This window comes from Tessaracoccus flavescens, from assembly GCF_001998865.1.
Taxonomy (GTDB): domain Bacteria; phylum Actinomycetota; class Actinomycetes; order Propionibacteriales; family Propionibacteriaceae; genus Arachnia; species Arachnia flavescens.
Genome location: NZ_CP019607.1, coordinates 1,172,303 through 1,186,532, shown reverse-complemented (window position 1 = coordinate 1,186,532; position 14,230 = coordinate 1,172,303). Strand labels below are relative to the sequence as shown.

General features: G+C 69.7%; 10 protein-coding genes. 4 read left to right on the top strand and 6 right to left on the bottom strand.

The window, feature by feature from the left end; genetic code table 11:
* Window positions 1–73 precede the first annotated feature (73 nt).
* Entirely contained in the window at window positions 74–1,441 is a 1,368-nt protein-coding gene (gene ngcE / locus BW733_RS05750) for an N-acetylglucosamine/diacetylchitobiose ABC transporter substrate-binding protein (RefSeq protein WP_077348733.1), read from the bottom strand.
* Between the two features lie 85 nt (window positions 1,442–1,526).
* Window positions 1,527–2,801 (bottom strand): aspartate kinase, encoded by a 1,275-nt coding sequence (locus BW733_RS05745; RefSeq protein WP_077348731.1) that lies wholly within the window; start codon window positions 2,799–2,801, stop codon window positions 1,527–1,529.
* Between the two features lie 91 nt (window positions 2,802–2,892).
* On the opposite strand from BW733_RS05745, the gene BW733_RS05740 reads away from it, so the two are divergent.
* Window positions 2,893–4,077, top strand: a complete 1,185-nt coding sequence (locus BW733_RS05740) for a DUF480 domain-containing protein (protein ID WP_077348729.1) — start codon at window positions 2,893–2,895, stop codon at window positions 4,075–4,077.
* Between the two features lie 7 nt (window positions 4,078–4,084).
* Here the strand turns inward: BW733_RS05740 and BW733_RS05735 are convergent, their stop codons facing one another.
* The 3 genes from BW733_RS05735 to BW733_RS05725 all read right to left on the bottom strand — a co-directional run bounded on the left by BW733_RS05735 (window position 4,085) and on the right by BW733_RS05725 (window position 6,144).
* Window positions 4,085–5,167, bottom strand: a complete 1,083-nt coding sequence (locus tag BW733_RS05735) for a hypothetical protein (protein ID WP_077348727.1) — start codon at window positions 5,165–5,167, stop codon at window positions 4,085–4,087.
* Complete coding sequence (locus BW733_RS05730) at window positions 5,164–5,661, bottom strand: SigE family RNA polymerase sigma factor (RefSeq protein ID WP_077348725.1); 498 nt, start codon at window positions 5,659–5,661, stop codon at window positions 5,164–5,166. The genes BW733_RS05735 and BW733_RS05730 overlap by 4 nt, the downstream gene beginning before the upstream one ends.
* Before the next feature lie 141 nt (window positions 5,662–5,802).
* Window positions 5,803–6,144: a hypothetical protein gene (locus BW733_RS05725; RefSeq protein ID WP_152024583.1), complete on the bottom strand. Its 342-nt coding sequence runs from the start codon at window positions 6,142–6,144 to the stop codon at window positions 5,803–5,805.
* Between the two features lie 776 nt (window positions 6,145–6,920).
* On the opposite strand from BW733_RS05725, the gene BW733_RS05720 reads away from it, so the two are divergent.
* Window positions 6,921–8,297, top strand: a complete 1,377-nt coding sequence (locus tag BW733_RS05720; RefSeq protein WP_077348721.1) for an HNH endonuclease signature motif containing protein — start codon at window positions 6,921–6,923, stop codon at window positions 8,295–8,297.
* Between the two features lie 40 nt (window positions 8,298–8,337).
* A complete protein-coding gene (locus tag BW733_RS05715; protein ID WP_077348719.1) occupies window positions 8,338–9,336 on the top strand; it encodes a Gfo/Idh/MocA family protein in 999 nt (332 codons plus the stop codon).
* A 99-nt stretch (window positions 9,337–9,435) separates the two neighbouring features.
* On the opposite strand, the gene ileS is transcribed toward BW733_RS05715, so the two are convergent.
* Complete coding sequence (gene ileS, locus BW733_RS05710) at window positions 9,436–12,570, bottom strand: isoleucine--tRNA ligase (protein WP_077348716.1); 3,135 nt, start codon at window positions 12,568–12,570, stop codon at window positions 9,436–9,438.
* Window positions 12,571–12,950: 380 nt separating this feature from the next.
* Here ileS and BW733_RS05705 point away from each other — a divergent pair, with 380 nt between their 5' ends.
* Window positions 12,951–14,213 (top strand): hypothetical protein, encoded by a 1,263-nt coding sequence (locus tag BW733_RS05705; RefSeq protein ID WP_077348714.1) that lies wholly within the window; start codon window positions 12,951–12,953, stop codon window positions 14,211–14,213.
* Window positions 14,214–14,230 lie beyond the last annotated feature (17 nt).

Below are 14,230 nucleotides of genomic sequence, written 5' to 3'. Positions count from 1 at the left end.
GTGTGGGTGCCTTTCGACGACGCCTGGCGCGACTTCGTCGGCCGAGGCTGCTCGAGGAACGGGTTGGGCGGACCTACGAGACCGTGTAGCGCTCGACCTTCGGGTCGTTGCGGACCCGGTCTGTGATCTCCTGCAGCTGTTCGGCCAGCGACGCCGCCGACAGCTGGTTCGACAGGAACCGCGCCCACAACTCGCCCTGCTCGAGGTTCAAGCCGTAGTAGTCGTTGAACCGCCACGTGAAGACGTCCTCGCCAGCGTCGGCGAGCAGGCGGGTCTGCGACGTCAGGGCAGACGACTTCAGGTCGGTCGGGATCGAGTTGCGCACGATCGTCGGCATCAGGTTCGTCCTGGTGAACTCCTGCGCGACCTCGGGGCTCAGCATCGTCTTCAACAGGGCCTTGCCGCCATCAGGGTTCGACGCCTTCGCGGGCACGACGAACGGCTCCATCGACGCCGAGTGGATCGCGGTGATCGGCAGCGTCGGCGACGACGTCAGCGTCGGGGCCGCCGCGACCGTCATCTCGAAGTTCTCTGCCGTCCGCTCGATCATCTCGTGCGCGATCCAGGCGCCGGACGGGTACAGCAGCGCCAGCTGACGGTCCGACCACTCGGCCTGCGCGTCGAGGTACGGGCCGCCGTGCAGGAAGAAGCCCTCCTTCACGCACAGCTCCAACTGCTCCAGCACGCCCATCACCGCCGGATGCTCCCAGCAGCCGGAGTCGAGGTTGTCGAGGGCCTTGCGGACGTCGTGGCCGCCCTCCTTGATCGCCGACGAGACGGCGAGCTCCTGGTAGTAGGTGGCCGCGTCGTCGCCCCAGACGAACAGGTACTTGTCGAGGCCGCGCGCGGTGTCGCCGAGCTCGAGCAGGTCGTCCCAGGTGGTGGGGACGGCCCATCCCTCGGCGGCGAACAGCGCTGCCGAGTACCAGAGGCCGTAGACCGACACGGCGTAGTTGACGGCCATCAGGTCGTCGCCGACCTTCCCCGGGTTGAGAGCCCCGGTGTGCAGGGTCTCCGAGATGACCTCGCCCTGGCTGTTGGTGGCGGCGATCACGTCGTCGAGGGGGAGGAACTGGTCGAGCATCTCCGCGACCGGCAGCGGATCGGCGCCCGAGTTGTCGATCAGGTCGGGCGGGGTGGCGCCGTCGGCGAAGCGGGCCTTGAGTTCCTCGTTGACCTTCTCCAGCGCCGTGACCTTCGTGGTGACGCTCGGGTAGGCCTTCGTCAGCAGGTCGGCGGCGAGCTGGACGTAGGCCGTCCCGAAGGCACCGTCGAAGACGGCGGCGTCGATGCTGAGCTTGTCCCCGGCGCGTTCAGGCCACTGCGTCGGCGTCGCGCTCGGGGTCGGGGACGTCGACGGAGGGGTCGGGTCGGGGGTGCAGGCCGCCAGCGGAGCCAGCGCGAGCGCGGACAGCACGTGTCGGCGGCTGATCGGCTGCATGGGACTCCTCTGGTAGTCAGACCACCCTACGACACACTGCAGCCGACCCGCTGCGGGTCGGCTGCTCGACGTGGGTGGCGGTGGTTCAGCGACCGGTGCCCGCGTAGACGGTGGCCTCCGAGTCGGCGTCGAGCCCGAACGCGGTGTGGGCCGCACGGACGGCGCGGTCGACGTCGTCAGCCCCGACGATCACGGAGATCCGGATCTCGGAGGTGGAGATCATCTGCAGGTTCACGTCGGCCTTGGCGAGGGCGTCGAAGAAGGTGGCCGAGACGCCAGGGTGTGAGCGCATCCCGACGCCCACGACGGAGACCTTTCCGATCTGGTCGTCGTAGAGCAGTTCGTCGAAGCCGACCTCGTCCTTGACCGCCTCGAGCGCCGCGATGGCCTTCGCCCCGTCCGACATCGGAAGCGTGAACGAGATGTCGGTCTTGACGTCGCTGAGCCGCGAGATGTTCTGGACGATCATGTCGATGTTGAGGTCTTCGTCCGCGACGGCGCGGAAGATGCGGGCGGCCTCGCCGACCTTGTCGGGAACGCCCGCGATGGTGATCTTTGCCTCGCCGCGATCGTGCGCGACGCCGGTGATGATGGCTTCTTCCATGGTGTCGTCCTTGGTGATCTCGTCCTGGTTCTTGACCCAGGTGCCTGGCTGGTCGGAGAAGGAGGAGCGCACGTGCACGGGCACTCCCTCGCGGCGGGCGTACTCGACGCACCGCAGGTGGAGGATCTTGGCGCCCGAGGCGGCCATCTCCATCATGTCCTCGTACCCGATCTCCTGGACGTGTCGGGCGGACTTCACGATGCGCGGATCAGCGGTGTAGACGCCGTCGACATCGGAGTAGATCTCGCAGTAGTCGGCGCCCAGCGCGGCGGCGAGCGCGACGGCGGTGGTGTCGGAGGCGCCACGGCCGAGCGTGGTGACGTCCTTCGTGGTTTGCGCGACGCCCTGGAAGCCGGCCACGATCGCGACGTTGCCCTCACCGAGCGCCTTCTCGACGCGGCCGGGCGTGATGTCGATGATGCGCGCGTTGCCGTGGGTGGGGGTCGTGATGACGCCCGCCTGCGAGCCGGTGTAGGAGACGGCTGCGACGCCGAGGTCGGACAGCGCCATCGCCAGCAGGGCCGCCGACTGGCGCTCCCCGGTGGTGAGCAGCATGTCGAGCTCGCGCGACTTGGGCCGCGGCGACACCTTGAGGGCGAGGTCCATCAGGTCGTCGGTGGTGTCACCCATCGCCGAGATGACGATGATGACGTCGTGCCCTTCGCCGCGGGTGCGGGCGATCCGGCGCGCGACGCGCTTGATGGACTCGGCGTCCGCAACGGACGATCCGCCGAACTTCTGAACGATGCGACCCATGCATAACCTCCTGGGAAACCTCCAAGAGTCTAGTCGTCCGGCGTGATCTGGACGACAGCGTCCGCGACGACGGCCGGTAATCTCTGCAGACATGAGCCTGCCGAACCTCACACCCGTCGAGCAGCGTGTGCTCGGATGCCTCCTCGAGAAGGAGGTGACGGTGCCGGCCAGCTATCCGCTGACGCTCAACGCGCTGCGCACGGCCTGCAACCAGACGAGCAGCCGCGAGCCAGTCGTCGAGTACGACGACCGCACCGTCCAGGACGGCATGCGCGCGCTCAAGGACCACGGCCTGGCCGGCTCGACGTGGGCCGACCACGGACGGCGCACCATCAAGTACGCGCAGGTCGCCGTCGAGGTGCTCGCGCTCGCGCCGGACGAGCGGGCCCTGCTCACCGTGCTGCTGCTGCGCGGACCACAGGCCCCCGGCGAGCTGAAGACCCGCACCGACCGGCTGCACGGCTTCGCCGACCGCGCCGACGTCGAGGCGACGCTGAAGCGGATGGCCGCCCGTGAGGAGCCGCTCGTCGTCGAGCTTCCGCGACGCCCCGGGCAGCAGGACGCCCGGTGGGTACATCTGCTCGGGGAGGTGCCGGCGGCGCCCGGCCCGGTGGCGGACGTTGACCGGGAGCAGATCCTCGCCGAGGGTGCGGGGGAGCGCGACGACCAACTCCGCGCCACCTACGCCGCCGTCGCCGAGGAGTATCAGGAGCAGTTCGGCACCTGGCTCGACGAGCGGCCGATCGAGCGCTGGCTGATCGAGCGCGTCGCCGAGCTTGCGTGGGACCGGCCCGTCGCCGACGTCGGCGCGGGCACCGGCGCGATCACCGCCGCCCTCGCAAGGGCCGGCGCCCAGGTGACCGGCTACGACTTCTCACCCGAGATGCTCGACGTCGCCCGCCGGTCGCACCCCGACCTCGCCTTCGAGCTGGCCGACCAGCGCACGCTGCTCCGTCCGCCTGCCGCGGCGGGTTGGGGCGCGATCACCGCCTGGTACAGCCTGATCCACTACACGCCCAACGAGGTGGCCCAGCAGGTCGCCTACCTGGCCAACCTGCTCGACGAGGAGGGGATCCTCGCGGTCGCGCTGCACGCGGGCGCCGCCGTCGAGACGACAGACGAGTGGCTCGGGCACGAGGTGTCGACGCCGTGGGTGCGGCACGATCCGGCGCAGGTCAGGGCGGCGTTTGCCGCGGCGGGCCTCGTGGAGATCGAGGCGTACGTGGAGGTGGGCGAGGACACCGATCGTCTCTTCGTCCTCGCCCAGCGCCCCTGACGCCGCGTCACGGCACGATGTAGGGATCCCCGCCGTCGGTCGAGGTGTGGAGGACGTTGCCCTCCGCGTCGAGGTAGTCGATCGTCATCGCCCCGCTCTGCTTCGGCTGGGTGTGCTCGATGAAGGCGTAGCTGCCGTCCTCGGCGATCTCGACGCTGAGGTGGCCGTCGATCACGAAGCTCGTGGCGCGCTTGACCGGGACGTGGCCGGAGCCTGCCAGGTAGGGCCTGACGGACGGGTCGTCGCTCTTGCCGTTGCCTGGGAGGAAGTAGGCGAGGCCCGCGCCCGGGAACTCGTCGCCGGACGCATAGGACGGCTCGCGGGTGACGCTGTTTGGCAGGTCGCCGTCGAGTCCGGCCTGGTCGCAGGTGTAGAAGGCGTCGCCGAGCTTGAGCAGGGCGGTGACGTTACCTGCCTCCTCCGCCCCCGCCACGATCGTCGCGCCTCGCAGATCCGGGGTCTCGAAGTCGTAGTGGCGGGTCGGGTTTCCCTCGATGAACTGCTCGTCGCTCTCTGGCGGCAGCACGTTGTGGAGGTACTGGGAGCAGAGTCCGAGCAGGCGTTCAGGGTTGTCGAGACTGGGGGCCGGGTCGGGAATCTCCGTCGGCGCATCGCCCTCGGCGGGCACGATGCAGAGCGGCCACCGGAAGTCCTTGCTCGGGTCGAGGAACAGCACGGCGTCGCCCACCCGGTACTGCTGGTCGGTGTGGGCGATCTGCCAGGCCGGGTAGGCGAAACCCTCGGGGACGTAGTCGGGGTCGGCGTTGTACGCGTCGAGCTGCGACTGGCAGCGGAGCGCGACCTCCTCGTTGGAGAGCGCCTGTTCCGTCGGCCGCACGGACGGGGCGGGCTCGGCAGGCGCCGTCGACGGCGCAGGCTCGGCCGGCTCGGGGGTTGCGACGTTCGTCGAGGCGAGCGTGGAGTTCACGGCGAACGCGCCCGCCGCGACCAGCACAGCGACGCCCGCGACGCCGCCGACCCGCCGCCTCGTCCGCGACGCCTTCGCGCGGGGGAGCAGGTCGGGGGTGGTGATCTCGTGGTCGTCGACGCTCCTGCGCATGAGGTGTGTCAGGTGTTCGTTGTCGTTCATGTCTGACTCCTGGTGGGGGTGAGGATGTCGCGCAGCGCGTGCAGCGCCTCCGATGTCATCCGTTTGACGTTGCCCTCCGAGCAGCCGAGGGCCTCGGCGGTGTCGGCGACGGACGCGTCGAGGTAGAACCGCATGACCACGCAGGTCCGTCGGCGCGGGGTGAGCTGGGACAGGGCCCGGGTGAGCTGGTCGCGGTCGTCGACGGTTCCCGACCAGTCCGCGACTGTGCCGTCCCTGATGTCGTCCTGCGGCGACTCGCGCCGCCAAGGTCGGCGGGACTCGTCGATCAGGATGGTGACGACGGCCCGGCGGGCGTAGGCCTCACGGCCGCTGCCCATGCGAGCCCAGCGCTTGTGGAGTCGCAGGAGGGCCGTCTGCGCCGCGTCCTCGGCCTTGTGCCAGTCGCCGCAGAGCAGGTAACCCGTGCGGGTCAGCCGCGCGAACGAGCTGCGCACGAAAGCGTCGAACTCCTCGTCCGTCCGGCTGCTCCCCATGGAGTCCTCCTTGTCTCTGCACGGTAATACGAGGCCATGCGGAGGCCGGGTTCTGTTGCTGTTGGTTAAGGGGCGGTTGGATTCCCAGGAGCTCCGACGCGACGCCGTCGTGGTCGTCGAGTCCGGACGGTGGCCGGCCGGTTACAGCCAGGTGAGGATGAAGAGCAGGGCCATGACGACGACATTGGTCAGCCCGAATGCGGTCGGCCCGAGCCGTCGGCTGAGCCAGGTGGTCGAGGCAGCGACGAGGAAGCCGATCACGATGAATCCGACCCCGAAGCCGAGCTGCACGCCGCCGCGATCGGGCATCTCGTCGCTTGGGAGGAAGAAGATGGCCGCGAGCAGCACATGGAGGTAGAGGGTGAATGCCCACAGGCCTGCCACCACCACCGCGACGATGCTCTTCAGGACTCTGCGGTGTCGCTCGCTGAGGGGTGCGCCCTCGGTGATCAGCAAGTGCTCGGCACCGGTCATCACCATCACCACCTCGCCTTCGGGACTCTCGACCCAGCCTGCCACAGGGGACGGCCCGTGAGGCCGTGCGAGGGTCGCCGGAACAGACCGGTGGCTCTGCGTGGAGGTGGGTGGACGAGGCCCTCACGCGCCCAGCCCCCGCGATGGCGGCATCGACGTTCGGGTGGGATTCGCCGAGGAGAACCGGGTGGGTCGCCAGGTTCCGAGCGCCAGGCGCCTGGAGCCGTGCCGTCGTCGCGGTGGCTGGCGGGTCGGCGGTCGGCACCTGCTGGCCTCGCTCGGACAGTAGGCGGGAAGCGCGTTGCCAGGACCGAACCGCGCCGGTCGTGGGGGAAGGATGGGTCGGGTCTGGCGGGGCGGGGCCTGCCGACCTGGCTGCGTGGGTGGCAGCCTCCAGCCGTGACCCGCGGGGGCTGGCCGACCGGGTCCGCTGGTCGATCCGGGCAGGCGCGCAGCACAGCAGCCGCATCTGGTCTGGGCGCATGAGCCGGGCTGATGGGTGCACCGCGCCGCGACGGCCGAGTTCTGGCCCGCGGCTTCGGGCGTCTGTCGTGCCGGGACGGCCTGCTCTTGCTGCACGGGGCCTGCCTCGGTAGGTGGGTCTGTTCGCCATGCGGGCGAGGGCGTCCACACCTTGCAGTCAACGCCGCCCGGGGCTTGTCGGATCAGCGGTCTGCGAGACCCCGCGTGAGGGAGATGCAGAGGCTGGAAGAATCATCGAATTTCCTTGTCAATGCCCTGTGGATAGGTGAAAAACTGTCAGTGGCGTCGCGGAGAATAAGGGTATGGAACACATCGCAGTGGACGAGCTGGAACGGCGCATCGAAGCCGTCTGGGTCGCCCTGCGCGAGGCATCGTCGGCCGCGCTCTCCAGCTCCCAGAAGCTCGAGCTCGTGGCCACCCTGGATGTCGCCGTCACCCAGTTCTCCGCCACCCGGCTCAGCCTCATCCACGAGGCCGCCCTCACCGCCGAGCCGGGGCACAACGTCACAGATCAGCTGCACGCCACCAACCGGATCACCCGGCGCAGGGCGCACGCGGATGTCCGCCTCGCGGCGGAGCTGTCCGAGCGATTCGAGCTGATCGGACGGGCATGGTCGGCGGGCACCATCTCCGAGGCGCAGGCCCGGGCCATCGTCTCCGGCCTGAAGAAGGCCCCGGCTGCGCTCAGCGCCGAGGGGCACGAGCGCCGCCAGGCAGATCTCATCGGCTACGCCGCCCAGTTCGATCCAGACGATCTCCTCCGCCTTGCCACCCGCATGGCGGAGGTGACCGATCCGGAGCACGCAGAGGCCGTCGAGGCAGACCACCTCGCCCGCCAGGCCCGCGTCGCGCAGGCCGCCCGCACCCTCGTCGTCGTGCCAGACCATCACGGCTCGATGCTGATCCGAGGCCAGGTTCCCGTCGCGGAAGGCGAGGCCCTCCTCGCCCAGCTCGAGGCCCTGATGCCGTCGGCCGCGTCGTACCAGCACACCGGAGACCTGCCCACCCGCGCCGCCCGCCGGGCCGATGCGCTGGTCAGGCTCTGCGCCCTGGCCGCTGCCTCCGGAAGTCTGCCCGTCAGCGCGGGCGACAGGCCCCACGTGTTCATCACCCTCGATTACGAGACCCTCGCCAGCGGCGTCGGCGCGGTCTCCTCGGTTCCCACCGGCGTCCGCCTCACCGCCGCAGACGCGCGGCGCATTGCCTGCGACGCCCACCTCATCCCCGCCGTCCTCGGCGCACAGTCCGAGGTACTGGACGTCGGTCGCTCCAGTCGGCTGTTCGCCGGAACGTTGCGCAGGGCGCTGGCCCACCGCGACCAGGGCTGCGCCTTCCCCGGCTGCGATGCCACCCCTTCCGCCTGCGACGCGCACCACATCATCCCGTGGTGGGCAGGCGGCGAAACCTCCCTCAGCAACGGGGTGCTCGTCTGCGCCTACCACCACCGGCTGGTCGAACCCGATCCGCTGAAGCCGCCCGAGGCGCAGTGGCAGATCCACCTCGACGAGGCTTCGAGACTGCCGCTGTTCACCGCACCCCGGCACCTCGATCCGCAACGGCGGCCGCGCCTCCACCGACGACACCGGCTCCGAGGCCCCACCCTGCCCTCGACGGACCCGCCGCGCGCGGTCCGCGAAGCCTTCCCCGAACCCGCCATGTCGCCTGCCTGGGTCGCCTGAACCCTGCTCAGAAACGGCCCCACACCGATAGGCTCGGGCCATGAGTACGGTGCGTTGGGGAATAGTCGGAGCAGGATCCATCGCGGGCTCGGTTGCGGGCGATTTCCAGTTCGTTCCCGGGGCCAGCCTCGTCGGAATCGCATCGCGCTCCCAGCACAAGGCAGACGTGTTCGCGGCCCACCACGGCATCCCCGCCGCCTACGGCAGCTACCGCGAGATGATCTCCGACCCGGAGATCGACGCCGTCTACATCGCCACCCCCCATCCCCAGCACCGCGACGTCGCCCTCGCGGCCATCGCGGCGGGTAAGGCCGTCATGGTCGAGAAGGCCTTCGCGGCCACCCTTGACGGAGCCAGGCAGATCGTCGACGCGGCCCAGGCCCGCGGCGTCTTCGCCATGGAGGCCATGTGGACCCGCTTCCTGCCGGCGGTCGCCGCCGCACGCGAAGTGGTCGCCTGGGGCAGGATCGGCGACGCGATCGCCGTCCAGGGAGACCTGTACGCCTTCCGTGAGTACGAGGCGGGCAACCGGCTGTTCGAGGCGAAGCTCGGCGGCGGCGCGATCCTCGACCTCGGCGTCTACCTGGTCAACATGGCCCAGATGTTCCTCGGCGACGTGAAGAGCGTCGAGTGCGTCACCCGCCTCTACCCGACCGGCGTCGAGAAGGCCTCAGCGATCACCCTGTCCCACGTGGGCGAAGGACTCTCCTCGCTGTCGTGCGGCTTCGACGGTCCCGGCCCCGGCCGGATGATCGTCGTCGGCACGAAGGGCTGGATCGAGATCGAGCCGCGGTTCCACCACCCGTCGGTGATCACCGTCCACCGCGCCGGGGTGCTGCCGCGGATCATCGAGGCCGCACCGTCGGGCCGCGGCTACAGCCACGAGTTTGCCGAGGCCACCAAGCGGATCTCCGAGGGCGCCACGGAGTCGCCGACCATGCCGCTGAGCGACACGCTCGAGGTGATGCGGGTGCTGGAGGAGTGCCTGCGTGACTCCGGCATCCAGCACGTCGACGCCACCCTTCCCGACCTGCGCTGACCACGCGCTGTCGCTACGCTCAGATCCTCGCGAAGCTGTGTCGACGGTGGTGCGTGGCGTGGACACACACCACCCGTCGGGTGCCGGGATGCTCCCGGGTCAGGCCTTGACCAGCCGCAGGCGCAGGTTCAGCTCCTCGTCCTCGTCGGTGGCCGAGTCGACCTCGTCCTGGATCAGTTCGACGGCGAGCACCTCGCCCGCGATCAGGTCGCGGTGCGCGGCGATCGCGGCGGTCAGCTCGGGGCCGGCCTCCAGCACGATCCGGATCCGGTCCGAGACCTCGAGGCCTGCGCGCTTGCGGGCCTCCTGGATGAAGCGGATCACCTCGCGCGCCTGGCCCGACTGGATCAGCTCGGGCGTCAGCTCAAGGTCGAGCGCGACCGTCTCGCCCTGCTCGTTGACGACCGACCAGCCCTCGCGCGGACGCTCCGTCACGATCACGTCGTCGGGGCCAAGCTCGAGCTGCTCGCCCTCGAACTCGAGGACGGCGCGGCCCGCGTCGCGCAGCTGGGTGGCCAGCCACTCGGCGTCCAGCTCGGCGATGGCCTTCGCGATCAGCGGGGTGCGCTGGGCGAACCGCTTGCCGAGGTTGCGGAAGTTGCCCTTCGCCGAATGGTCGACCAGGTCGCCTGCGGAGGCGAACGACTCGATCGACTCGACGTTCAGCTCCGCCTTGATCTCGTCCTGCAGCTCGGGGGAGAGCTTCTCGAAGATCGCGGAAGGCACAAGCATCCTGCGCAGCGCCTGGCGCACCTTCACCTTCGACTCGGCCCGCGCGGCGCGGCCCAGCTCGACGGTGCGGCGGGTCATCTCCATCGCCTCGGACAGCGCGGGGATGATCAGCGACTCGTCGGCGACCGGCCAGGCGGTGAGGTGCACCGAGTCGGGGCCCTCCGGGTCGGCGGCGTGGAACAGGTCCTGCCACACGCGCTCCGTGACGAACGGCATGATCGGCGCCAGCAGGCGGGTCAGCGTGTCGAGGGTCTCGTGTAGCGTCCACAGCGCGCCCTCGTCGCCAGCCCAGAAGCGGCGGCGGGAGCGGCGCACGTGCCAGTTGGACAGCGCGTCGATGAAGCCAGAAAGCGCCTGCCCGTAGCGCTGCGTGTCGTAGCCCTCCAGCGCCTCGGTGGTCTCGAGGATCAGCTGCTGGGTGGCAGACGTCAGCCAACGGTCGAGCACGTGCCGCTCGGCCACCGCGGGCGCCCCGCCCGACGGCGTCCAGTTCGCGGCGCGCGCGTAAAGCGACTGGAAGGCAACGGTGTTCCAGTAGGTGATCAGCACCTTGCGGACCGTCTCGCCGATCGCCTGATGGCCGACCCGACGCGCCGACCACGGCGAACCCGAGCACGCCATGAACCAGCGGACGGCGTCTGCTCCGTGCTGATCCATCAGCGGGATCGGCTCGAGCACGTTGCCGAGGTGCTTGCTCATCTTGCGGCCGTCGTCGGCGAGGATGTGGCCGAGGCACACGACGTTGCGGTACGCCGACTTGTCGAACACGAGCGTCCCGACGGCCATCAGCGAGTAGAACCAGCCACGGGTCTGGTCGATCGCCTCGCAGATGAAGTCGGCGGGGTAGCGGTCGGCGAACTTCTCCTGCGAGCCCTCGGCGTGCGGGAAGCCCCACTGCGCGAACGGCATCGACCCGGAGTCGAACCACGCGTCGATCACCTCGGGCACACGGCGCGACTCCTTGCCGCACGTCGGGCAGGCGAACACCACGTCGTCGACGTAAGGACGGTGCGGGTCGAGCTCGCTCTGGTCTCTGCCGGTCAGCTCGCTCAGCTCCGCACGGGAGCCGACGCAGACCTGATGGTCGTCCTCGCAGCGCCAGATCGGCAGCGGCGTGCCCCAGTAGCGGCTGCGGGAAAGCGCCCAGTCGATGTTGTTGTTCAGCCAGTCGCCGTAGCGGCCGTGCTTGATGCTGTCCGGATGCCAGTTGGTGGCCTCGTTCTCGGCCAGCATCTCGTCCTTGATCTTCGTGGTGCGGATGTACCAGGAAGGCATGGCGTAGTAGAGCAGCGGGGTGTGGCAGCGCCAGCAGTGCGGGTAGGTGTGGGTGTAGTCGAGCTTGCGGAACAGCAGCCCGCGCTCGGAGAGGTCGGCAACGATCGGGGTGTTGGCCGCCTTGAAGAACATGCCGCCGACGAGGTCGAGCTCCTCCTCGAACGTGCCGTCCTTGCGCACCGGGTTCACGAAAGGCAGCCCGTAGGCGCGACAAACGGCCATGTCGTCCTCACCGAAGGCGGGCGCCTGGTGGACCAGACCCGAGCCGTCCTCGGTGGTGACGTAGTCGGCGAGCACGACGAAGTGTGCGGGCTCGGGGAACTCGACCAGCTCCAGCGGACGCTGGTAGGCCCAGCGCTCGAGGTCACGGCCCAGGAACGACTCGCCCAGCGTCCACTCCTCCCCGAGCACCTTCTCGGCGAGCGGCTCGGCGATCAGCAGCGGCTTCTGGTCGGCGTGCGAGGCGACGCGGTAGGTCACGTCGGGGTGCACCGCGACGGCGGTGTTCGACACGAGCGTCCACGGCGTCGTCGTCCACACCAGAAGATCGACGCGGCCGGCGAGCGGGCCGGAGGTCAGCGGGAAGCGCACGAAGATCGACGGGTCGACGACCTCCTCGTAGCCCTGGGCCAGCTCATGGTCCGACAGGGCGGTACCGCAGCGGGGACAGTACGGGGCGACGCGGTAGTCCTCCTCGAGCAGACCCTTGGAATGGATCTGCTTCATCGCCCACCACAGCGACTCGACGTACTCGGGGTCCATCGTGACGTAGGCCTCTTCGAGGTTGACCCAGTAGCCCATCCGCTCGGTCAGCTCGGAGAACGCGTCGACGTGGCGCAGCACCGACTCGCGGCACTTCGCGTTGAACGCCTCGACGCCGTACGCCTCGATGTCGGGCTTGCCGGAGAAGCCGAGTTCCTTCTCGACGGCGAGCTCGACGGGAAGGCCGTGGCAGTCCCAGCCGGCCTTGCGCTCGACGTGGTAGCCGCGCATCGTGCGGAAGCGCGGGAACAGGTCCTTGAAGACGCGCGCCTCGATGTGGTGGGTGCCAGGCATGCCGTTCGCCGTCGGCGGGCCCTCGTAGAACGTCCAGGGCTGGCCGCCCTCGCTCTGCCGCAGGGTCGCCTCGAACGTGTCGCGCTCGGCCCACAGCTTCAGGATGTCGTGTTCCATCGCCGGGAAGTCGACCTGTGCAGGCACGGCGTTGTAGCCGGGGGAGGTTGTCATCTGGGTGTCCTTGCTTCAGCGTCACTACTGAAGGGACGAGCCTCGGCCCGCGGTACCACCCTCCTTGGACGCCGAAGGCGCCCCACTCTTGACTCACCGCCGCCGGTTCTAGTGAGTGCCGCGAGGCACCGTTCTTCCGGCAACTCCGGGGTGATGGCCCCATCGACGTCGTGCGGTGGCACCTATTATGCGCCGCGCGGGGCATAGGCTCAAACCCCTCAGCCGTCGTCGTCGGAAGGTTCCCTGATGCCAACAGTGCCGATCGCCGTCCCGCGGACGACGCGACGGGTCACGCAGGCCCGCCCGCAGTCCGGTCGCGACGCACGGCGGCGCACGGCCCCACGGGGCTGGCACGATGGAGGGTGTCAAGGAGGAATCTGGTGATCAGTGGCGAGATCGAGGGATGGGCGCGCGAACGCAACATGCGCTTCTACGCCCTCTGGCCGTCGATGCGCGGACTGTTCCGGGGCGGCGAGATGTTCGACGGCGGCGACCGCGAACTGACCAACGGCTGGTCCGGGACGCTCGGCGGTCTGCCCGTCTTCGGATTCCAAGGGGCGGCGGGCCGTGACCCCGACGGCGCGCTCCACGTCGTCGCCGTGCAGCTTCCCGGCATCACGTTCCCGCCGCTGACCATGATGGAGGCCACCTTCCTCAGCGACGACCCGGGCGTGCCCATCGACACCGACTTCGACCTGCGCTGGAAGGTCGTCGCGCCAAGCCACAAGTTCGCCCGCGACCTCATCGGCACCGCGCTGCAGGAGGTCCTCTTCGACATCCAGCCCGACTTCTCCCAGATCTGGCTCGAGCGCGACGCCGTCCTGCTCAGCGCCCGCGGCGAGGTCTCCGCCATGTCGCTCGACCGGTACCTGCACCTGCTGCGCCGCCTCGTCGACAAGATGCCGACACGCGTGCTCAACGCCCTGCGCGGCAGCCCGTCTGCACCGGCGCCCGGGCTGTCGATGGTGCCAGGCGCGGCGCCGATGTCGACGCGCGCCGTCCCCGGCTACTACCCGGTGCGACCACTGCCGCCGCGGCCACTTCCCATGCGCGCACCCGTTCCGCTGCCTTCGACGCCCCGTCTCTCCGAGCCGAGGCTCGCCCCGCGCAACGAGTGGGCGCTGTGGAGCTCGCGGCGCGGCTGGCTGTACTACCCCAACGGCCGCGAGATCGCCGAACGGTTCAACCACGGCCCGCTCCCCGGCGGCCGCCACGTCGACGCGTTCGCGGGCAAGTTCGGCGAGCTTCCCGTCTTCGGCTGGCGCACCGTCACCGGCGCGGGGACCGAGGCCAACATCCGCCAGGTGATCTGCGTGCGCAAGCCAGGCATGAAGCTCGAACCGGTCCGGGTCACCCTTGACAACCCGACGCTCACCCAACTCGTCGGCAGCGGCGACATCGAGGTCGGCGACCCCGACTTCGACGAGCGTTGGCGCGTCACCTCCGAGTCGCCCGAGAGCGCCCGGGCCGCCCTGACGCCCGCCGTCTGGAAGCTGATGGCCGAGCCGTTCGTCCCGAAGTTCGCCCAGCTCTGGTTCGAGCGCGACGTGGCCGCCGTCATCACCGAGAGCCCGATCGGGCCCGGCCGGGTCGACGACTACCTCTCCTTCCTGCACAAGCTCGTCACGCTGATGGGCCGCTGAGCCGGGTGGTGCAAGAT